Origin of the sequence: Pseudomonas syringae KCTC 12500, from assembly GCF_000507185.2 — a bacterium.
Lineage (GTDB): Bacteria > Pseudomonadota > Gammaproteobacteria > Pseudomonadales > Pseudomonadaceae > Aquipseudomonas > Aquipseudomonas syringae.
Window position 1 is genome coordinate 2,650,001 of the sequence record NZ_AYTM02000002.1, and the last position, 21,813, is coordinate 2,671,813.

The window sequence follows — 21,813 nt, forward strand, 5'->3', positions numbered from 1 at the left end:
GCCCACTTTGTTGGGTGACTGCGTACCTTTTGTATAATGGGTCAGCGACTTATTTTCAGTGGCGAGCTTAACCGAATAGGGGAGGCGTAGCGAAAGCGAGTCTTAATAGGGCGTCTAGTCGCTGGGAATAGACCCGAAACCGGGCGATCTATCCATGGGCAGGTTGAAGGTTGGGTAACACTAACTGGAGGACCGAACCGACTACCGTTGAAAAGTTAGCGGATGACCTGTGGATCGGAGTGAAAGGCTAATCAAGCTCGGAGATAGCTGGTTCTCCTCGAAAGCTATTTAGGTAGCGCCTCATGTATCACTGTAGGGGGTAGAGCACTGTTTCGGCTAGGGGGTCATCCCGACTTACCAAACCGATGCAAACTCCGAATACCTACAAGTGCCGAGCATGGGAGACACACGGCGGGTGCTAACGTCCGTCGTGAAAAGGGAAACAACCCAGACCGTCAGCTAAGGTCCCAAAGTCATGGTTAAGTGGGAAACGATGTGGGAAGGCTTAGACAGCTAGGAGGTTGGCTTAGAAGCAGCCACCCTTTAAAGAAAGCGTAATAGCTCACTAGTCGAGTCGGCCTGCGCGGAAGATGTAACGGGGCTCAAACCATGCACCGAAGCTACGGGTATCATCTTTTGATGATGCGGTAGAGGAGCGTTCTGTAAGCCTGTGAAGGTGAGTTGAGAAGCTTGCTGGAGGTATCAGAAGTGCGAATGCTGACATGAGTAACGACAATGGGTGTGAAAAACACCCACGCCGAAAGACCAAGGTTTCCTGCGCAACGTTAATCGACGCAGGGTTAGTCGGTCCCTAAGGCGAGGCTGAAAAGCGTAGTCGATGGAAAACAGGTTAATATTCCTGTACTTCTGGTTATTGCGATGGAGGGACGGAGAAGGCTAGGCCAGCCTGGCGTTGGTAGTCCAGGTTTAAGGTGGTAGGCTGAGATCTTAGGTAAATCCGGGATCTTAAGGCCGAGAGCTGATGACGAGTGTTCTTTTAGAACATGAAGTGGTTGATGCCATGCTTCCAAGAAAAGCTTCTAAGCTTCAGGTAACCAGGAACCGTACCCCAAACCGACACAGGTGGTTGGGTAGAGAATACCAAGGCGCTTGAGAGAACTCGGGTGAAGGAACTAGGCAAAATGGCACCGTAACTTCGGGAGAAGGTGCGCCGGTGGAGGTGAAGCATTTACTGCGTAAGCCCCTGCCGGTCGAAGATACCAGGCCGCTGCGACTGTTTATTAAAAACACAGCACTCTGCAAACACGAAAGTGGACGTATAGGGTGTGACGCCTGCCCGGTGCCGGAAGGTTAATTGATGGGGTTAGCGCAAGCGAAGCTCTTGATCGAAGCCCCGGTAAACGGCGGCCGTAACTATAACGGTCCTAAGGTAGCGAAATTCCTTGTCGGGTAAGTTCCGACCTGCACGAATGGCGTAACGATGGCGGCGCTGTCTCCACCCGAGACTCAGTGAAATTGAAATCGCTGTGAAGATGCAGTGTATCCGCGGCTAGACGGAAAGACCCCGTGAACCTTTACTATAGCTTTGCACTGGACTTTGAATTTGCTTGTGTAGGATAGGTGGGAGGCTTTGAAGCGTGGACGCCAGTCTGCGTGGAGCCAACCTTGAAATACCACCCTGGCAACTTTGAGGTTCTAACTCAGGTCCGTTATCCGGATCGAGGACAGTGTATGGTGGGTAGTTTGACTGGGGCGGTCTCCTCCTAAAGAGTAACGGAGGAGTACGAAGGTGCGCTCAGACCGGTCGGAAATCGGTCGTAGAGTATAAAGGCAAAAGCGCGCTTGACTGCGAGACAGACACGTCGAGCAGGTACGAAAGTAGGTCTTAGTGATCCGGTGGTTCTGTATGGAAGGGCCATCGCTCAACGGATAAAAGGTACTCCGGGGATAACAGGCTGATACCGCCCAAGAGTTCATATCGACGGCGGTGTTTGGCACCTCGATGTCGGCTCATCACATCCTGGGGCTGAAGCCGGTCCCAAGGGTATGGCTGTTCGCCATTTAAAGTGGTACGCGAGCTGGGTTTAGAACGTCGTGAGACAGTTCGGTCCCTATCTGCCGTGGACGTTTGAGATTTGAGAGGGGCTGCTCCTAGTACGAGAGGACCGGAGTGGACGAACCTCTGGTGTTCCGGTTGTCACGCCAGTGGCATTGCCGGGTAGCTATGTTCGGAAAAGATAACCGCTGAAAGCATCTAAGCGGGAAACTTGCCTCAAGATGAGATCTCACTGGAACCTTGAGTTCCCTAAAGGGCCGTCGAAGACTACGACGTTGATAGGTTGGGTGTGTAAGCGCTGTGAGGCGTTGAGCTAACCAATACTAATTGCCCGTGAGGCTTGACCATATAACACCCAAGCAATTTGCGTCGAACGACACAGATTGCGGTGACTGTGAAGATGACACGAACCGAAAGTTTGCGTCACGAACGACACCTGAACCAGCTTGCTATCACATACCCGATTTGCTGAAGCGCGCCGCAGGGCACGATTCGGTACCCGAATTTCTTGACGACCATAGAGCATTGGAACCACCTGATCCCATCCCGAACTCAGTAGTGAAACGATGTATCGCCGATGGTAGTGTGGGGTTTCCCCATGTGAGAGTAGGTCATCGTCAAGATTGAATTCCAGAAACCCTCATCGCTTACGCGTTGAGGGTTTTTGTTTAAGTAGAAGTCACCAAAATTCGCTGGAACGTTACCTGCTAACGGATCGGCAACAGAATTTCTTGACGACCATAGAGCATTGGAACCACCTGATCCCATCCCGAACTCAGCAGTGAAACGATGTATCGCCGATGGTAGTGTGGGGTTTCCCCATGTGAGAGTAGGTCATCGTCAAGATTGAATTCCGAAATCCCTCATCGCTTACGCGATGAGGGGTTTTGTCGTTATGGGTCATCAAATAAAGAAGCCCGCTCAGGCATTTGCTCCGAGCGGGCTGCTGTGATGCAGCGTCAATCAGCCAAACAGGCTGCGCACGTTACTCATTGCGCCATCTGCAAACCCCTGAAGAAACGCCTCGAATGCATCCCCTTCAGGCCCTCCCTCAACAGGGTCGGCAACAATCGTCCAGCTGGCGATGCAGGTATCGCCATCACCGCTGGCTTCCACTGTCATTGCCGCCCACAGATTGCTGACTGGCAAGCTGGTGTGGATCAGTGACCAGGTCATATAAAGCGCCTGATCGTCCCTGGAGTTCAGTTGTTCGATGGCCACATTGCCATCCTTGAACAGCTTGTTGCGAACCGAGCCCGGACCTTCGCCAGTGACCTCAATGCTCTCCAGCGCCGGTATGAATGCCTGGAAGCCGCCGAAATTGCCGACGACAGCCCACACGCTGGCCGCGTCACCGGAGACGTCCACGGCGGACACCACTCGGCACGCCACCGGGTTCTTGATAAGGGTGTCGGGTTTCAGATTGCTGTGAAGTGTGTTCATGTCGTTCTCCATTTATCTCAGTGGGTAATGGCTCAGATGAAGTCGATTTCTTTCAGGTAATCGCAACCCCTGCGCAGCAACGCCGGAGTTTTTTGCGGGTACTGTTCGCCCATGCGACGAATGCCGTTCAGGGTGTTGCGGTGCTCGATCATCGAGATGTCGCCGATGTCTTCTTCAAACCCGTCGAGGTAGAACCCCAGCACGCCAAACAGCGCGTTCTGGCTGTCGACGCGCCGGAGTTGCGCCTGCCATTGCTCGACGCTGACCAGCTCGAACTGACGCCCTGCCTCGCGGAAGGCGTGCACGTAGTCGCTCCAGCTCAAGGGCTCGGGGTTATGCAGATTGAACACCGCGTGTTCTGGCTGATAACGGCTGGCATGGAAGCCGATGAAGCGCGCCAGAAAGTCCACCGGCATCAGGTCGAAGTTGATGGCGAATGCCGGAACCTGACCCAATTGCAGCGAGCCCTTGAGCATCAGCATCAAGCGGTTTTTCTGTGGCTGACACACGCCGGTAACGCTGTTGAAGGCGATGTTGCCGGGGCGATAGATGTTTACCCAGGCACCTTGGTCCCGGGCACATTGCAGGATGCGCTCAGCCACCCACTTGGAGAGGTTGTAGCCGTTCTTGATGTAGATCGGCGGGGTAGCGGCAGCGGGTTGTTCAAGCACATTGCCGGCGGCATCGATGGCACTGCAGGCTGACAGCGTCGAAACGAAATTGAAGACCTTTTTACGGCGCCCCTCACAGAGCTTCAGGCATTCAAAGACCGGGGCCACATTGTCTTTGACCAGGGTTTCGTAATCCTGAACATGGTTCACATTGGCAGCGTTGTGCACCAACGCACCAAACTCGAGATCCAGTCGTTCATACACGGCTTCACTGAGCCCCAACCGAGGCTTGGTCAGGTCAGCGGGATAGACCTTCACGCGACTCAGGTCCAGGTGATCCAGGCGGTTTTCCCGCAGGGCATGTTCGAAGCGCTGTTGCGCGCTTTGTCCTGCAGCCTCGCGCACCAGGCAGGCGATCTCGGTTGCCCCCCAGTTGAGCAGCGCTTCGACGATATGCACACCCAGGAAGCCGTTGGCACCCGTGACAATCACCTTATGAACATCACCCATTCTGCTGACAGGCAATGTAGCCAGCTGAAAGTCCGGGTTCGCATCCCGCAGGGCCTGAGCACTGAGGACTCCGGCAGAAGTGCCGTCACTGGCGATCAGGCTGGCGAGCGTCAGCACGGTCGGTGCTTCGATAAAACGATTGATGGGAATACTGCGCCCAAAGTGTTCACGAACGCCCAGCAACAGGCGCGACAGCAGGATCGAGTGGCCTCCGAGATTGAAAAAGCTTTCATCAGTCGAGATGTCGTCTGGCGGCAGCTCCAACAGCTCGCCCCATAGCTCCAGCAGCGCCCGCTCCTGCTCCGTCTCGGGCTGGCGACGAGTGTGCTGCCCGATAAAGCTCAGTGGTATTTCCAGAAGCGCTTTGCGATCGACCTTGCCGTTGCTGGCGAACGGCATGCCGGGCAACATCGTGTAGACGGCGGGATGCATGTAATCAGGCAGAAGGCGTTGTACATGCGCCTTTAGCGCCTGTTCGTCATGCTCAAGATACGGTTGAGCGAGAAACGCCAGAATTCGCCGCTGCCTGTCGATCACCACGGCGACCTGTCGATACAGCCAGCTGTCGCGCAGGCAATGCTCGATCTCTTCCGGCTCGACCCGAAAACCGCGAATCTTCACCTGATTATCACGGCGTCCGCTGAGGACGATGCCGTCAGCCGTCCACTTGGCCATATCGCCGGTACGGTAGGCACGCATCAGTTGCCCATCCGGTTTCGTCAGCCACACATAACGCTCGGCGGTAAGCTCGGGGTTGTTTACATAGCCCAGGCACACACCGGGTCCAACGATGTACAGCTCCCCTTGAGTCTGCACGGCCACGGGCTGCAATTGCTCGTCCAGAATCCACGTCTGGCTGTTGGCTATCGGTCGGCCCAGATGCCGGTTGCTGCTGGACGAAGCGAACTCGCAGGCGGTAACCAACACTGTGGCTTCGGTGGGGCCGTACAGGTTGTGGAAATGACATTGGCCGGTGAGTTGCGCAATCACATGCGGCTCACAGACGTCGCCTCCGGTCATGACATGCTCAAGCCCCAGCGGCTGATCCAGCGGCAGGATGCTCAACAGCGCCGGCGGCAGGAATGCATGGGTGATGCCTTGTTGCAGCACGCGGACCAACTGCAACGGATCACGCCGCTGGTCTTCATCGGGGACCACCAGTTCGGCGCCACTGAGCCAGGTGGGGAAAATGTCGATGATCGACGAGTCGAAACTCAGCGTAGAGAATTGCAGCACCCGGCTGTGTTCGTTCAGGCTCACATGCTCGGCATACCAGGCGGTGAAGTGGCTGAGATTGCGCTGGCTGAGCAATACGCCTTTCGGCTGCCCGGTGGTGCCCGACGTGTACAGCGCCATGCAGGGCGCATCCTGATCGGCAGCAACGCATGCATGTGCTGAAGCTCCGTCCTCTACAGGCGGCGCAGCAATATTCAGTGCCGGAAACTCCGCAGCCGCCAGCGGGTGCGCGCCATCGTGCAGCAACAGCATCGCCCCCGAGTTTTCCAGAATGTACTGCTGACGCTGCACAGGCTGGCCGGGATCAAGCGGCAGGTACACCGCACCGCAACCCAGAATCGCGAGGATGCCGGCATACAGCTCGGCTGACTTGTGCAGGCAGATACCAATCACCGGAGGTGCGTCGGCTTTCGCGTGCGCCAGCAACGGCCGCAGCAAGCGCTGGATAGCCAGGCTGTGCGCGTGCAGTTGCCGATAGCTGAGCGTCTGGTTGCGAACGGAGAGTGCCGGGCGCTCGGCAAACTTCAGCAACGCCTGCTCCAGCCGCTCGGTGATGGGTGTTTCGGCCAGTTTCAGCAGGTGCGGTTGATCCGTCTGATTCAGGCGATGCTCGAACAGCAATTGATCAATCGCCTGCAAGCCATGCTGTCGATCACTCTGGGTCGATGTGACGCTTGTCAGACCGTTGAAATAGTCGTCTTCTCTGGATAAGCGGCTGATCTGCACTGTCGCCAGATCCACCATGGCTGTGACAGTGGCATCCCGCAGTTCGCGCCCGTTGCCTGATTCCTCGACCGGCAGCCACTCACGAACGATCAAGCGTCGAGCCTGGGCAGCGCCATGCCAGCACAGCAGCTCCAGCCGAGGTAACCCGTACTCCAGCGCATTGCCGAAACCGACCCGAAGGCGCAGATGCGTGCAGTGGCCGAACGCACTCAGGTGTTCCTGGGACAGGTCCAGACTGCCATCTTCGATCAGCACGCCGCCATCAGGCATCGTCACCGCGTCCAGCGCCTGCTGATCAGACAGATGCCGCACGCCATGCCCGTGGTCCAGCAGCTCGGCATTCAGTTCACTCAAGGTCAGGCTGTGACCGATGAGCACAATCTCCAGGCGCTTCATTGCAGCGTCCCCTGCGCAGGCAGATAGTCCGCCAGCGCATGCTGTACACAAGGATCGTCCAGCATCGAGCTGTTCTTGAAGAAACGCACGATGTTGGCCACCAGTGGGTGATGGCGGTTGACTGGGAAACTCACAGCCCTGGTTTCGTCCCTGAGCGCCTGCTTGACGGTGTCCGCCACCTGCAGATGGTCGATCAGGGTGAAGTCGAAGCCATTCTGAATATCGTTGGTCAGGTATTGAGCGATGAACACCGGCATGATGCGGGCGATGGATTCCCGGTCCTGTTGGGGAGCGGTGTGCCAGTAGATGCGTACCAGCCGCGCCCAGAAGCCCGAGTGACGCCCCTCGTCCAGCAAGTGGTCGGCCATCAGCCCCTTGACCGATTGCTTGACCGATTCGTCCTTGGCGAACGCCGCCACATCGTTGGTCACAGTGTTCTCCGCGATGGCGACACAGATCAGCTCCACTGCGCTGCGCAAATGCTCGGGGGCCAGAGCCAGTGCGGCCGGAATGGCCCGGCTGAGTTCAATCTCGTCCGGCAACGGGATAGGTTCTATGCCCGTCAGGGCGATGGTCTGTTGCATGAAGTCCATCGCGACCAGTGCGTGATAGTCCTCATCGACCACCACCGTCATCGCGTCGTAGCGACAGGCAAACGGGAAGCGAATCGTGAAGTGGTCCTTGGCGATACTGCGCGCGGTCCTGTCAACGATCTCGGTCTCGAAGATCACCACATCATTGATGAACTTGTAGAGGCTCTGCACCAGCGCGTAATCGCGCAAATGCGCACACTCGCGTGTGAACGTGTCGCTGAGCACCAGCGGTTGGCGGCTGAGGGGGTAGATCAGTTTGTCATCGTTCTCGACCATCCTGCGTGGGCGAGTACGAATGGTGGCGCGACCTTCCCACGCATCGATGAACGACATGTAGTCTTCTGCTTTCATGATGGCTTCCTTGTAAAGGCTTCAGGGTGTTGCGGGCGGGTCTTACGCGCTGGCCTGCACGAGCGGCGTTCGCATGCTCAGGCGCAGCGTGTCCCATAGCTGGACTCTGCTTTCCACAGCGGCGATGGCGGTCTGATAAACCTCTCGCTCGCGCTGCGCGTCGTCGGCAACCAGACGAGCCAGCAAATGCTCTGCTGCCGGACCGTGGTCCTCGGCGTCCACTTCGATGTGGCGTTCCAGGTAGTAGCGGAAGGTGGGTGCCTGGTGGGCGGTGATGCCCCAGTCATCGAGGATGGTCTGGAACATCTGCGGGATGACGCTCTCGCGTCCATGCAGAAAGGCCGCAGCAACGCTGTGTGCCGGCGCATGCAGGGCGATATCGAGCGTGTGTGTAACGAATGCCGTCGCCGCCTGCCCCGCGTCGACGTGTTGCAGTGCGGTTGTGTAACGCATGCCCTGTCTCTGAAGTTCGATGAAGCGCTCGATCTGTACCGTGCTCGCGCCAATCTCGCGCATCGCATCCAGGTACAGCTCGAAGTGGCTGTAATGACCCGCGCCCAGTCGGTCATCGGACTCCTCACCCAGTACGATCTCGTTGATCAGGCGGGCAGCGGAAGCGTCTGTCGGCGGCAGCCACGGCAACTGGGTGCAGGTCAGTTCCTGTTGCAGGCGCTTGGTCAGCGACATGAAATCCCAGACGGCGAATACATGGGTCTCCATAAAGCGCCGGAGTACATCCAATGTCGTGATTTCTGCAAAGATCGGATGACGACCAAGTTCAACTTTCTTATGTGCGAGTCGTGTTTTTTCACAAGGCATAGTGACGGTCCTATTGAAAGAGGGCGGTAAGTAGCACTGCAGTTTTCTACGATATAAACATGTCGACAGTGCCGCGATAAAACGCAATGAAATGCCGGGTTAGAGGCGAACTCAGGCCTGAGTGTGAGGGGCCTGTTCGCCGCAAACACGCATCGGTTATTTCAATTCGAGACACCCTGCCGCGTTGGCTTTCCGAGCGCTGGCCCTTGTACATCAAGAGGTCTAGCCCGGTAAGCCGCCGACATCACTGACGACGAAGAAAACTTAAAACAAACTTATCAAGGGCTGCAATCATTTTTTTAATAATATTTAATGAGCCGTTTTTAAGCATGTAAGTTGCCATGTAAAACGTGGTGAATACGTTTTACAGGCGTGCAGACAACCCTCCCGACTGATTAAGCCGGAATTATTAATAATGAGCGAATGCCTCGCCCAGCGTTGCCGATGTGCTGAATAATCAGGGTTCTGGTTTTTTTAATGGGCGAAGTTGGAAATGACTTCCAATGTCTGTGTGCCCCGTTCAACAACTCCTTATCCATTGAGTTCAGATGAACAGAGAACCGCTCCGATCCTGCGCGAGCCGTTCAGCCGTAGCCAGGGAACATCCTCCGGTTGGTTTCCTCAGCGCCACGGTCGAGTTTGCCTTATTCCGGCGTTGGGCCATCCGGCAGATCAGGAAAATAGCGATAAAAACGCCATGCCGAGGTTGAGCCTGGCAATGTATCGAGGAGGTGTGAAGAGGAGGGCTGGAGGTGCAAGCGGCCAATCCGCAGACGTTGAGTCATCGCCTGCTGGATAGACCGCCTTGATGATTCAGGCGGGGTTTTTCTTCGCTGTGCGGGTCGGCTTGGCCTTGGTGGCCTTTTTGCTGGTCAGGTATTGAGTGACGGCTTGAACACCACGGTTGAGGTGATGCTGCAGTGCTTCGACACAGGGTTCGATCGCTTTCTGCTCGGCGAGCCGCAACAGCTGCCAATGGTCATCCTGAGAGAGCTTCCCCAGGCCCATGTCGGAAAGATTGAAACGCAGGAAGCGTTCTTCTTCGTTCAGGCCTTCTTCAACCAGGCGCATGAGACGCTTGTTGTGGGTCTTGGCATACAGCGAGAGGTGGAACATCCGATTGAGTCTGCCGATCTGGCCGAAATCCGTCTCGACCTCAAGCTGCTCGATATAGCCCTTCGCCGTCGCCAGATCATCGGCGTCCAGCAATGGGATAGAAAGGCGCAACGCCTCGGACTCCAGGAGAATGCGCAAGGCATAGGCATCCACCGCGTCTTCGGTGATCAACGGTGCGACCACCGCGCCCTTGTGCGTCTCGACACGCAGCAGCGACTGCGCCTCGAGCTGGCGCAGTGCTTCGCGCACAGGCATGCGGCTGACGCCAAACAGCGTCGCCAGTTCCTGTTGGCGCAATGCCGTGCCGCTTGGCAGGCTGCCATCGATAATGGCGTTTCGCAGCTTTTCTTCAATCACGGTTCTGGCAAGGTGCGCCGGAGGCTGCTCATTGCCCAGTACGGAGCCCAGAAAGGCTTCTCTATCTGATTTGCGCATTGACCTACTTCTTCATCAACCCTGGCTGGACAACGTCCAATTAATCGCTTTGTTGCCGACAGACTAGCCAAGACTTGGCAGTCCGTCGCGAAAATACAAACATCATTATGTTTAGCGGCGAGCGCAAGACCGCGCTGCAGCCCGGCGAGCTCGACAAAATACGCGTCTATCTTAGCGCTCATCGACCTCACGTACCGAGTTCGCATTCATAGGTAACAGGAGTTTCACGTATTGTTTTTATGACATTGCGCTCTGAAACGACCGTTCCAGAGCGCAACAGTGACACGCTCGCGGCATAAGGCCGCAGGCGTGATCGTCTCAGCGCGTCAGGCGGCCGGAAACGAAGTGCTGAACGTCATTGAAACCGGGCGTCGATGCATGGCCGGGTGTCACCAGCGAATCGATGAACGCTTCGTCTTCAGCGGTGATCTCCACCGTGAGTGCCTTGGTATAACCGTCCCACTGCTGCTCGGTCCTTGGTCCGACGATGGCTGAGGTCACGGCCTGGTTGTTGAGCACCCAGGCAATGGCGAACTCGACAATGCCGACGCCTTTGTCCTGCACATACGCCTGGATTCGCTGCGCGATACGCAACGACTCCGTGCGCCATTCGGTTTCCAGCAGCCGCTTGTCCTGACGTCCGGCACGGCTCTCGCTGTCGGGAGCGATGTCCGGGGCGTACTTACCGCTGAGCACACCGCGGGCGAGCGGGCTGTAGGGCACGACGCCCAAGCCATGGTGTGCGGCAGCGGTGATCTGCTCGACCTCAGCCTGGCGGTTGACGATGTTGTACAGCGGCTGGCTGATGACCGGCTTGTCGACGCCCAGGCGTTGCGCGACGTTGACGATTTCGGCAATTCGCCAGCCGCGGAAGTTCGACACACCCCAGTAGCGGATCTTGCCCTGCCGGATCAGATCGCCAATCGCCGACACCGTCACTTCCAGCGGCGTGTCGTGATCTTCCTTGTGCAGGTAATAGATATCCACATAGTCGGTATCCAGTCGCCGCAGGCTGTTCTCGATGGCATTGAACATGTGCTTGCGATTCAGGCCGGCCCGGTTGGGCACGCCGTCGGCCGGGCCGATGGCGACCTTGGTGGCCAGCACCCAGTCACTGCGCTGTGCCGCGATGGCCCGACCGACGATTTCCTCCGAGCGCCCGGCGTTGTAGACATCCGCCGTGTCGATGAAATTGGTGCCCTGATCCCTGGCCTTGTCGATGATACGCAGCGACTCTTCGGCGCCGGTCTGCTCACCGAACATCATCGAGCCGAGGGTCAGTGTGGAAACCTTTAGGCCGGACTGGCCAAGGGTTCGATAATTCATGCTCAGCATCTCCTTGTCATTCAGGCGAGCTCAGGCAACCCCCACGCCGTGAGCGGGAAGTCGGCCAGCGAGCCCAGCAGCAGGTCCGCATGCTCGTACTGCTCGACCGGCATGTGCGAGTCCGGCACGGCCACGGCGTACATCCCGGCAGCCTTGGCGGCGGTCACACCGAACGGTGAGTCTTCAAAGACCAGGCAATCGGCTGGCGAGACGCCAAGACGGCGGGCGGCGACCAGAAAGATGTCCGGGGCTGGCTTGGCAGCGCCGACTTCCGGGTCGTCGGCGGTGACGACGGTGTCGAACAGCTCGAACCATGCGCGGTGCAAGGTGGTCTTGGCCTCGAAGTAATGCACCGACGAACTGGTGCCCACGGCGATCGGAATATTATGCGCAGCCAGATGACGGACCAGGGCTTCGGCACCGGGCATGGCTGCAGCGCGCGGGAAACGCTCTTCAAGCATGGGCTCCCTGACTTCGAGAAACTCGTCGATCGACATTGGCAGCTCCAGCGCCTTGATCACGTAGTCCGAAAAGTCCCGGGCACCGCGGCCAATGGTGTGCTGCTTGACCGACCAGTCGAAGGTGCGACCGTGGCGACTGGCAATCAGGTGGGTGACTTCGGTGTAAACCCCCTCGGTGTCCAGCAACAGGCCATCCATGTCGAAAATGACGGCCTTGATCGGACCTCGTTGTTTTTGCTGCTCGCTCATGTGATCACGTCCTGTTCGCAAATTCGTTTCAGCCTAACGTTTCCGGGAAGGCTGTGGCTAGGGCCTGTTTCAAAACCTTTCCACAGGATTGGCGTGCGCAACAAAAGGCACAAGGCCATGTCCAACGCGCTTACGGAACGGCTACGCGCCCACAGAAATGGCCATGAAGGCTGGGCTCACGGGATCTGCCGATGATAGTCTCTCGCGGCTTTCAATCGGCGCTGCCGGTCCCGGTACGACCTTCCCATCATCAGAACGGATATCTTTACGTCACTATGAATAAATCAGCAGGTATAGCGATTGGCGTCATCGTCGTAGCGGGCGCACTGGCTACGGCCGGTGCCTGGTACACCGGCAATCAACTGGAAGGCGCGCTGAACGACTCGATCAGCAAGACCAATCAGGAACTGGCCAAGTCGTTCAAAGGCACGGACACCAGCGTCAAGCTGGAAATGCTCTCGCTCGACAAGCACTTCTTCAGCAGCACGGCGCACTACCGCGTCGACATCCAGAACCTGTCCGATAGCACCCAGGGCGGCCAGTTTCTGTTCGTCGACCATATCGAGCACGGCCCCATTCCGCTGTCGCATCTGAAGACCCTGAACCTGCTGCCGGTCATGGCCCTGAGCAATTTCCAGATGGAAAAAAGCCCCAGCGCCGAGAAATGGTTCGCCATGAGCAAGGATGTGCCACCACTCACGGGCCAGGCCAGCATCGGCTATGACCGCGCCACCAAAGGCACGCTGCAGATGGCCCCGCTGGAAATGACCGACGTCGACGGCACGTTCCGTTTTTCAGGTCTGGACCTGAATGCCGAGTCGTCGGCCAACGCGGAAAAATTCACCCTTGCGGGCAACATGGACAATTTGCAACTCAATGTCGCGTCGCCTGACGGTCCGGTCAGCATCGAGATCAAAGGCATGACCTTCGACACGGGTGGCACCAAAGGCAAGTCCGGTTTCTATCTGGGCCACACCAACATGAAAATCCAGAACGCGGGTTTCCAGGTGGTGGGCAAGCCACAGGTACAGATCCGCGATTTCACCAACACCAACCTGGTGCAGGAAGATGCCGGTAACCTGGCAGCTCAGATCAACTACGATGCCGGCATGATTGCCTACGCGGGCAAGGACGTCGGTTCTGCGCACATGGGCTTCAAGATCGCCAATTTCGATGTGTTGGCGACTCAGGCGCTGTATCAGTTGTATCAGGATAAAATCCTGCCTCAGCAGCAACAGGCCGCGCAGGAGAAGCGTCCGTTCCGTCTGGAGCTGAGCCCGGCTGATCAGGAGCTGATGAACACCCAGATGAAAACGCTGCTGGCAGCCAAACCGCACATCGAGCTGGAAAAACTCTCGCTCAAGACCAGCAACGGTGAAAGCCACATGCGTATCGCCGTGGACCTGGCCGATCCAGGCCCGCTCGATCAGCCTTCCGATGCGCTGCTCATGAAGAGCCTGGGCGAAGTCAACGCGAAGGTCGTCCTGTCCAAACCGATGATTCGCGATCTCGCGACCCAGCAAGCCATGCGTGAAGGCCAGACCGACCTCAAGGTCATCGCCGATCAGGCCAAGGCCGCTGGCGACATGGCCAGTGCCATGGCCGAGATGATGCAACTGGCCAAGGTCGACGGCGACAACATCGTCTCCGACCTGCATTACGCCAACCAGATGGTCGACTTCAATGGCCAGAAAATGACCGTGCAGCAGTTCATGAGCAACGTCATGGGCAAGGTCGGCGTGCTGGGTAACCAGTAAGCCGCTTGTAACACGGTCTGCTGTCAGGACGGGCAATGCGCCGTCCTGACAGCAGGCGCTGCTACTGAGTCAGGCCGCGCAGGGTGTCCGCCAGCTGCCGGGTACGCTGCGAGGTGCCTGCCGTCATGTCACTGGAGCTTTCCAGCTCCGACAACAGCCCCGTCAGCGTTCCGACCTCAAGGGACTGTTCCTCGATGTGCTGCGCCACCTTGCGAATTTCCTCGGCCAGACGCTCGATATCGGTGCCGATGTCGTTGGCGTTCTGCGACGTCTTCTGCGCAAGCTGGCGCACTTCATCGGCCACCACGGCAAAGCCGCGTCCCATTTCGCCCGCCCGCGCAGCCTCGATGGCGGCGTTGAGCGCCAGCAGGTTGGTCTGCCCGGCGATCTGCTGGATCATCTGCACCACCGACTGAATGCGCAGGCTGGATTTGGCCAGCTCCCGCGAGCCCAGCACCACCTCGTCCGCCTGACTGACCAGGCTTTTGACGGTATTGCCTGCTTTGTCGATAACCGTTTCCTGCTGGGTGATGGTTTGCGACAGCTCGTCCATCGAAACATGCAGCTCGCCAGAGTAGTGGCGCAACTGAGCGGCGATTTCTTCCTGATCATGATGGGCCTTGACCAGCACATCGCCCAAGTCGCTCAGGCCACCGAACACCGGGCGGATCTGCTCGTCCAGACCGCTCGGGTCAATGGTTTGCACGAAGTTACGCTGCTTGAACTGATCGATCTGCTTGACCACCACATGGCTCAGACCGGCCAGCTTCTTGATCTGCCGGCGCAGAAAGAACGCCTTGAACTCTCCGTAATAGGCGATGAAATTATCGATGTAGTCGTCGCGGAACGGCTGCCCTTCGGGCACCTTGAAGAAGAACACGGCGGTGAGCGTCTGGTTGAGGTTCAACCCCAGAATCTCGCCAAAGGTCGAGAAGCCCACCACCGGCGTTGCACCGAACACGTCATTCATCCGGCCCAGTTCACTGCCGTTGTTCAGGCGCCGCAGGATGCAGTCGCTCAACAGGCCGAGCAGCGGCTTTCCGGACTTGCCCTGCAGAAAGCGCGCGAAGTCCTTGCGCGTGGTGTCGATCATGGATGTTCGTTTGACCATCACCAGCTCTTCGCCGGGCGCCACGTCGCAGAACAGGTGAACCCGCTCGCTTTCATAATCAATGCGCGCAATCGAACGCACAAACAGCTCCTCGCCCACCCGGATGGCGAACGAGTACTGCGCCAGCTTGCCTTCCAGCTCATGCCGCTCGCACTTGAGCGCGTCACACAGCGCCGCAACCATCGTGGTGATCTCGCCTCGGGCGTTGACCACCTGGCTGATGTAACGCTCCTCCAGGGAGGCCGTCAGCACGCTCAGGCTCAATGGCGTCGGCTCGAAGTTCTGGCTCTTGAAGACGCCGAAGCGCACGTTTTTCGCGCTCTTGAGAAACACCACCTGGGCATGATTTTCGTAGCTGCGTTTGCCGTCGTGAATCAAGGTCTTCTTGAAGTCGCCTTTGCCTCCCGCAGAACCGCCCACGAACAGGCACGGAAAGCGCCCGGACTCATACAGCGCTTCCATGAAGAACGACTCCGACGCCGACAGCCCGTCGAACGTGACGTAGGCCAGCGTATCGCGGTGGTCGATGGGGGTGTTGATCTGCGTGCGCTTGATCGAATCGGTCAGGCGCGCAATGCGCTCGCGCATCGACAGTCGCTTGCCTGCGCCGCGAATGTCTTCGCTGTGCAGCGGAATGTGCACCACCTCCGCGCTCTTTATGACGCTTGAGTCGAACAGCGCGAGGACAATCCGGTCCCACTGGTTCTCCGCCGCGCAGTACAGCGAATCATTGCCCGAGCACAGTTCGCCTGACGTTGTGCGCAGGCTGATCTTCGCGTTGGGAAAGCGCGCAGCGACAGACTTGGCTACCTGATCGAAGTCGACGTGCGGCGAAACGAAACCGGTCAGATAGACCGGATCGAAGCTCAGCGCAGACAGCTTGGCGTTCAATTCTCGGGCGGACGTAATGACACTGATGGCGCCTTCGGTCCGCGATGTGCCGGCCCGAAAACGAGATAAAAGGCTCATGGTTAAACCCGTAAAGATAAAAAAGCAGAGGCCACGCGGAATATGGACCGATCCTTATTGATCGGCTGCCAACAGGTTCGGGTGAGCTTGAAGGGCGATGAATTTTGCCTATGCGTGCCGCTCAGGACAGGTGCAGCATCAACGCTCTGATGAGGGCAAGCGTCTGGCGATGCACTGAATCATAGTGATCATTGTGGCAATAGGGCCGTACTGACAAGGTGATGGAGTCGGCTGTCGCAGAGGACAGGTGCACATCGACCGCAGGGCTGCTCAGTACGTTGGGGAGGCGGGCTATCTGATCCTTGAGACGCGGGATGATCTTCTGCTCGTCGGCAGTGCCGGGCAATATCGCGGTCAGTTCGACGCTGCGAAAGGCATTGCTGGAAAAATTGACGATCGTGTCAGAGAAGATCTTGTTGTTGCCCACCAGATTCAGCACGTTTTCCGGAGTGTTGATCGACGTAACGAACAAACCGATTTCGACCACAGTTCCGGTCACGCCCGCCGCTGAAATCAGATCGCCGACCTTGAAGGGCCGCAGCACGATGATGAAACCACCCGCGGCCAGATTGGCCAGCAAACCCGACCAGGCCATGCCGATCGCCAGCGCCACGGCCGCCAGCAGCGCCGCAAAGCTGGTGGTCTCGATGCCGCAATAGCTCAGAATGGCGATCACCAGAATGATATTCAGCGTCACCGTGATGAACGAGCCGACATAGCGCAGGACCGTCGGATCAAACCGCTGCCGCGTCAGCGAACGCTGCGCCATCCTGACCAGCACACCGATCAGCCAGCGACCGACAATCCACAGCAACGCTGCGATCACCAGTCTCAAAACAACAGTCGCTCCGTATTGCAGAACGATAGTGAACAGCGAGTTGATTCCGTCAGTGTCGATATTGATGACATTCAGCGCATCCATCACCGCTACTCCCGACTGCAGGGCTCGCCCGGCAGATGGCCTGACGAGCGGAGCCGTACATTGAAGGGCAAAGCGGGTTGGTGGCTACTGGTAGTTTTGACTGGAGGCAAAGTGCTTTTACGGTGTCACGCGCAGCCGCGCCCAGCATCCACAGTGAATTGAGCCGCAGGCAAGGGCGGCGGTATTAAGCCTGATGAGTTATCGCTAAACTCGCCACCTCACAAGGACGACTCAAGGACCTGGTATGCCGCTCTCTTCTGACACCCTGCGCCGTACGCTGGTGACCTGGCTGTATGCCGTCGCAGTTGCGCATGTGCTGGGCAGTCTGGTGTTCACCTGGGCAGGCTTTTCCGGCTTGCTCGATGGCTACCTGACTAGCCTCGAGCAGGCGTTCTGGACCGAGGCGGTTCCCGCCGCTGCTCGCGCGCAACAGGTCTGGTGGATGGCGCTGTTCGGCGCAACCTTGCAAACGTACTCCGTGTACATGCTGGCGCTGGTGCACTTGGGCAATCGCCTGAAAAGCGCCATGCCCTGGGGCTGGCTGATTGCGGGCCTGCTGCTGTGGGCGCCTCAGGACATCCTGATTTCCGTGCGTGGGGGCGTCTGGTCTCACGTGTGGCTCGATCTGGCGGCGCTGCTGGCGTTGTTGCCGCCGCTGATCTGGCTGTATCGCCATGATCGCCGCACTTCGGCTGTTCACGCGTCGAAGGAGCTTGGTCATGTCTGACTTGCCGCTGCTGTATCTGCTGGCGGGCAACGGCAGCAGTGCCGAATGGTGGGACGACGCGCTGCCGCATTTTCAGCAGCATCAGGTCGTGCCGCTTGAGCTGCCAGGCTTCGGCAACAATCCTCAGCCACCCTGCGAAGACCTCGCCGCCTACGCCGATGCGCTGTTGGCGGCGACCGTGAAGGGCAGCGCCATCGTCGCTGTGGGGGTCAATGCCTTGCTGGTCATGCATGCCTTGCAGCGCCAGCCGGGGCATTTCTGCAGAAGCGTGCTGCTGGCCCCGGTGGGAGTTTTTCTGTGGCAGCGGCGTTTGCCTGCGTTGATGTCGCCGCTGCCCATTCGCAAGACCATTCACTGGCTGCTGGCCAACAAGCCCACACTGTTTGCGCACAAGTTTTCCAGGCAGAGCTGGCCTGCCGCGCACTACCAGCGCATGGGTTCCGGCTACGCTCGCTGCCGTGCTTTCGTGCCGTATTGGGACCTGTTGCGTGCCGACACCGCGCTGCCGCTGCTGGAGTGGGTGCAGGATCCGATAGAGCTGGTCTGGGGCGATCAGGACAAGGTTTTGGGTATCGAGCAGGCAGCAGCGTGGTCGGCCATTCTGGCGCGTGCCGACCTGACCATCAGCCTGAAACCGGGCTGGGGTCACTACCCGTGGATCGACGCACCGGCAGAGTTTGCGCAGTGGCTGGAGTCGGGCGAGCGCGGCTTCGTTGCGCACACCAAAGGCGGGCGTCTGCGTCTGGCGGCCATCGCCGGGCAACCGGTGCCCGAGGCACTGTCTCTGGTGCAGGGCGATGACTCGGCCTTGCCCGAGTTTCTGGCCCGTCAGCCTGACGCTATCTGGGCCGTGCGCTCATCCAGTTTCGGTGAGGATCAGGCCGATGCGGCCAATGCCGGTCTGAGTACCACTTTTCTTCGCGAGCCCGACCACAACGTGCCCGCGCGCGTCGCAGAGCTGCACAACGCTGGCGTCGAAGAGGTTGTGGTGCAGCGCTTCATCACGCCGGTGCTTTCCGGGATCGCCTTCGTGCGTCACCTGTCGGTCGAGCTGGAGTGGGTGGAAGGGCACCTGGAGTCGCTGGCCGACGGTCAGGCAAGCCCTGAGCGAGCGATCATTTCCCGCCTCGGCGCGGCCTGGAGCAGCGGCGACTTCAAGCCATCCCACGGTTTGACTGAGGAAGCGCTCTGGGACTTCCTGCAGGGCGTTCTGCGCGTATTCCACTACGTGCCGGGCGACGTCGAATGGGCCTGGGATGGCCGCCAGCTGTGGCTGCTGCAGTACCGCCCGATCAGTGACTACGGCTGGCGCCGTCACCTGACCGCCGCCAATATTGCGGAGATCCTGCCGCCACAGCCCAGCAGACTGGTCGAGTACGCACAGCGGCGTGCCGCAGGCAGCATCCCGGCGATCATGGCGCGTTGGGATTCACGCGTATTGCAGGACAACGAGCCATTTACCGCACTGTTTGGCGCAGCTTCCTACATCAACAACGACCTGTTTCTCGCACGTCTGGCTGACTGGGGCATCGCCTCCAACAGCTACGCCGACGAGGTCGGCGGCGCGACCCCGCATCTACCGTGGCGACCGCTGCGTCTGCTGCGCTCATTGCCGGTGTTTCTGCGGATGCAGCGCATCGCGCGTGGCCACTTGTTGACCCTTGAAAAGCAACTGCACCGCTTCGACCGAGAGCTGCATGCCCTCACGGCCCAAGGTGCTGACGGCCAGCAATTGGCTGACTGGTTCACCCGTTTCTACGTATTCGTCGTGCAAGGCAACCTGTGCATCGCCACCTCGCTGGCCAGCAGCGGCGGAGACCTGCTGGGACGCCCGCCGACCGCTTACGACGATCTGGAGCACTGCCCGCACCGGCTGCCCTGGGAAACCGATCCCGCGACCCCGCGCCCGGCAGCCACTGACCTGCCTTTACAGGCCTTCCCGACCTGGCCGTGTTTCATTCGCATCGCCCACCGCGCAGGCCTGCCGGGCATGCGCGGCTACTACCTGCAAGTGCGCGAGTGGTATCGCGACAACCTGATGCGCCTGTTCTTCCGCCTGCATCACGCCATGCCCGGCGCCGACCGGGAACACTGGTTTGCGCCCCATCCGGACATTCGCAGCCGTGCAGGCAGCTTCTGGCAGGACGGCCGCGAAGGCACCGAGCAGGCCACCGGCTTCATGATCTATCCGGGCCAGGTCCAGGGCATTCTGGGCGAGGACATCCTGCTGGAAGACACCCTCGACCCCGGACGCCACGCGCACTACCAGAACGCCCGCGCGGTAATCGCGCGCATGGGCGGACGTCTCTCGCACGGCTCGACGTTGCTGCGTGAACTGCGCAAACCCTCGGCAGTGCTGCCGCAGGTTGATCTGGCGTGGGTGGGGCGTGAAGTGCTGTATGCGGATGGGGAGTTGCGGCTGGTGGAAGGGCAGGCATAAAGCCCAAGGGGAGTTATCCACAGCCAACCCGCACGCTCATTGAGCGGTGCGGGTGCTCAGCTGGCTACGTCTGCAGGTCAGAGGCGCATGCCTTTGAACGGGTTCCAGCCTTGCTCGCCTTTCACTTCCTTGAGGTAGTAGGAGTAGTTGGCCGTCAGGGCGTACATCAGAGAAAACACGACGTTCAAGCCGGTGCCCAATGCTGCCGGAACCTCCATTCCAAGGATCCCGAAAAGCAGCGCTATAACGATGTTGACCGCGATAATGACGCCGATCAGCGCCAGATTTTTCTTCCACAGACCCAGCACGAAGAAGTAAATCGGACCGAAGAAAAACGCGATGATGTTGGCGCAGACAAGCAACTTCTTCTTGAAGTCAGGCAGCGCGTTCACTGCCGGCTTGAAGCGTGGATCGTTCGGCGCACCATACGTCTCGAAAAAATTGAAACGCTCTTGCCACTTGGCGCTGTGCTGGCCAGTGCTTTGGGTCTGATCTGTCGTGCTCATGGTTCTACTCCTTGTGTTCCGTGGGGTGACGTTTTCTTCCGGGAAATCCTGTATCTCTGACGTTGCTGCTTTTGTGATCGGCGAGCGATTGTATGAAGTTTCCAGGTGGCGTACTACGCAATTGCGCCCCGAGCTCTTCATGCCCGCCTCGACAAGGTATAGCCAAACGCTTACACGCGGTGGAGGGATTTGGCCATTTCAGATCTGGTCCTTCCTCCGTAGTATTGGATCCATCAAGTGGTGAACAGGAGTTCACCAGGATCAAGGATGATCGACCATCGCCTCGGAGGCAGCCGACAGGGAGTCGGGATGGTCTTGGAAAAACCCGCTTCGGCGGGTTTTTTGTTGGGCGCGATAAAGTCCTCGTTGAGCCCGGGCTATTTGCGTAGCGCCTTTCTCTTGCGCAGGCTTTCACGATGCACCTCGAGATCCTTGCGCCGCCGCATCTCCTGACGGATCTCCTTGCGTTCGGATCGAATAATCCTCCATTGCATGCGCAACTCCCGGCCGCGCTCGCTGTTGAGCGATAAAAGGCCCAGCAACGGGAAAAGCAGCCCCAGCACGTAAAGCATCAATTCAAAACGCCGCCAGTGCGCAGGGGCGGTGGGCAACACGGCGAAAAAGCAGCTCACCAGAATGGCCGCCAATATCCACATTCCGCAGGCATGCCCACGACTCATCATGATGCCGCCGAAACTCAAGACCAGTGATACGCCCATCATGAGCATCATTGACTGGCCCGTTCTCTCCGGCTCATTTGGAAAGTACGCATCGACCATCGTGCCTGCGGTAATGGCGAGAGAAAATATGCCCATGAAAATCGGAGTCAGAAAGGACAGCAGATAACGCGAGCGGAAAGCGGCAACGTGACTGCGGTAAATCACCATAGGCTCCGGCGAGGCCCGCTTGCTGCGAGATTGCTTACCCATTTTTCTTCCCTGGTTGGGTTCGGTGGTCAGTTGTCTTTGCTGATGGACTTACTACTCTGGCTTCAATAGGGACATATCGAAATGCCAGAGTGTCGGATTCGACGAAACCGATTGTGCTGGATGGTTATATGAATGCCGGAATACTTGAGAGTACGCAGACAAA

The 21,813-nt window shown here is 58.4% G+C and carries 13 protein-coding genes, 3 rRNA genes and 2 pseudogenes (1 of these 18 running past the window's edge); 6 read left to right on the top strand and 12 right to left on the bottom strand.

What is annotated here, in order from left to right; genetic code table 11:
• From V476_RS12180 to rrf (V476_RS12190), 3 genes are all read left to right on the top strand, one after another.
• Positions 1–2,365 (top strand): 23S ribosomal RNA (locus tag V476_RS12180); it begins 529 nt to the left of the window's first position.
• 159 nt (positions 2,366–2,524) lie between these two features.
• Positions 2,525–2,640: ribosomal RNA gene (gene rrf / locus V476_RS12185) — 5S ribosomal RNA — on the top strand.
• 107 nt (positions 2,641–2,747) lie between these two features.
• Positions 2,748–2,863 (top strand): 5S ribosomal RNA (rrf, locus tag V476_RS12190).
• A 117-nt stretch (positions 2,864–2,980) separates the two neighbouring features.
• Here the strand turns inward: rrf (V476_RS12190) and V476_RS12195 are convergent.
• The 7 genes from V476_RS12195 to V476_RS12225 form a co-directional block, all read right to left on the bottom strand.
• Positions 2,981–3,460 carry an SRPBCC family protein gene (locus tag V476_RS12195; protein ID WP_003424356.1) on the bottom strand — a complete coding sequence of 160 codons (480 nt, stop codon included), beginning with the start codon at positions 3,458–3,460 and terminating at the stop codon, positions 2,981–2,983.
• A gap of 32 nt (positions 3,461–3,492) precedes the next feature.
• Positions 3,493–6,939, bottom strand: coding sequence for a non-ribosomal peptide synthetase (locus tag V476_RS12200; protein ID WP_024961284.1), 3,447 nt, complete (start codon positions 6,937–6,939; stop codon positions 3,493–3,495).
• The gene (locus V476_RS12205; RefSeq protein WP_024961285.1) at positions 6,936–7,883 is read right to left on the bottom strand and encodes a diiron oxygenase; all 948 of its coding nucleotides are present in this window, start codon (positions 7,881–7,883) and stop codon (positions 6,936–6,938) included. Before V476_RS12205 ends, V476_RS12200 begins: the two co-directional genes overlap by 4 nt.
• Positions 7,884–7,925: 42 nt before the next feature.
• Positions 7,926–8,702, bottom strand: coding sequence for a DUF3050 domain-containing protein (locus tag V476_RS12210; protein WP_024961286.1), 777 nt, complete (start codon positions 8,700–8,702; stop codon positions 7,926–7,928).
• An 813-nt stretch (positions 8,703–9,515) separates the two neighbouring features.
• The gene (locus tag V476_RS12215) at positions 9,516–10,253 is read right to left on the bottom strand and encodes a GntR family transcriptional regulator (RefSeq protein WP_003343737.1); all 738 of its coding nucleotides are present in this window, start codon (positions 10,251–10,253) and stop codon (positions 9,516–9,518) included.
• Between the two features lie 318 nt (positions 10,254–10,571).
• Entirely contained in the window at positions 10,572–11,579 is a 1,008-nt protein-coding gene (locus tag V476_RS12220; RefSeq protein ID WP_024961287.1) for an aldo/keto reductase, read from the bottom strand.
• A 20-nt stretch (positions 11,580–11,599) separates the two neighbouring features.
• A complete protein-coding gene (locus V476_RS12225) occupies positions 11,600–12,289 on the bottom strand; it encodes an HAD-IA family hydrolase (protein WP_003424343.1) in 690 nt (229 codons plus the stop codon).
• A 275-nt stretch (positions 12,290–12,564) separates the two neighbouring features.
• Between V476_RS12225 and V476_RS12230 the strand changes: the two genes are divergently transcribed.
• Positions 12,565–14,046 carry a YdgA family protein gene (locus V476_RS12230; RefSeq protein ID WP_024961288.1) on the top strand — a complete coding sequence of 494 codons (1,482 nt, stop codon included), beginning with the start codon at positions 12,565–12,567 and terminating at the stop codon, positions 14,044–14,046.
• A 61-nt stretch (positions 14,047–14,107) separates the two neighbouring features.
• Here the strand turns inward: V476_RS12230 and V476_RS29325 are convergent.
• The 3 genes and pseudogenes from V476_RS29325 to V476_RS12240 form a co-directional block, all read right to left on the bottom strand.
• A pseudogene (locus V476_RS29325) lies at positions 14,108–14,464 on the bottom strand (methyl-accepting chemotaxis protein); the annotation flags it as partial.
• A gap of 555 nt (positions 14,465–15,019) precedes the next feature.
• Positions 15,020–16,126 (bottom strand): annotated as a pseudogene (locus V476_RS29330) (FIST signal transduction protein); the annotation flags it as partial.
• A 121-nt stretch (positions 16,127–16,247) separates the two neighbouring features.
• Positions 16,248–17,048 carry a mechanosensitive ion channel family protein gene (locus V476_RS12240; RefSeq protein ID WP_024961290.1) on the bottom strand — a complete coding sequence of 267 codons (801 nt, stop codon included), beginning with the start codon at positions 17,046–17,048 and terminating at the stop codon, positions 16,248–16,250.
• A gap of 244 nt (positions 17,049–17,292) precedes the next feature.
• Between V476_RS12240 and V476_RS12245 the strand changes: the two genes are divergently transcribed.
• Together V476_RS12245 and V476_RS12250 are read left to right on the top strand one after the other, a co-directional pair.
• Positions 17,293–17,775 (top strand): hypothetical protein, encoded by a 483-nt coding sequence (locus V476_RS12245; protein WP_024961291.1) that lies wholly within the window; start codon positions 17,293–17,295, stop codon positions 17,773–17,775.
• Entirely contained in the window at positions 17,768–20,215 is a 2,448-nt protein-coding gene (locus tag V476_RS12250) for a PEP-utilizing enzyme (RefSeq protein WP_024961292.1), read from the top strand. Before V476_RS12245 ends, V476_RS12250 begins: the two co-directional genes overlap by 8 nt.
• 77 nt (positions 20,216–20,292) lie before the next feature.
• Here V476_RS12250 and V476_RS12255 read toward each other — a convergent pair whose 3' ends face one another.
• Together V476_RS12255 and V476_RS12260 are read right to left on the bottom strand one after the other, a co-directional pair.
• Complete coding sequence (locus V476_RS12255) at positions 20,293–20,721, bottom strand: DUF2628 domain-containing protein (protein ID WP_003424322.1); 429 nt, start codon at positions 20,719–20,721, stop codon at positions 20,293–20,295.
• Between the two features lie 377 nt (positions 20,722–21,098).
• Positions 21,099–21,650 (bottom strand): hypothetical protein, encoded by a 552-nt coding sequence (locus V476_RS12260; protein WP_003424320.1) that lies wholly within the window; start codon positions 21,648–21,650, stop codon positions 21,099–21,101.
• Positions 21,651–21,813: the final 163 nt, after the last annotated feature.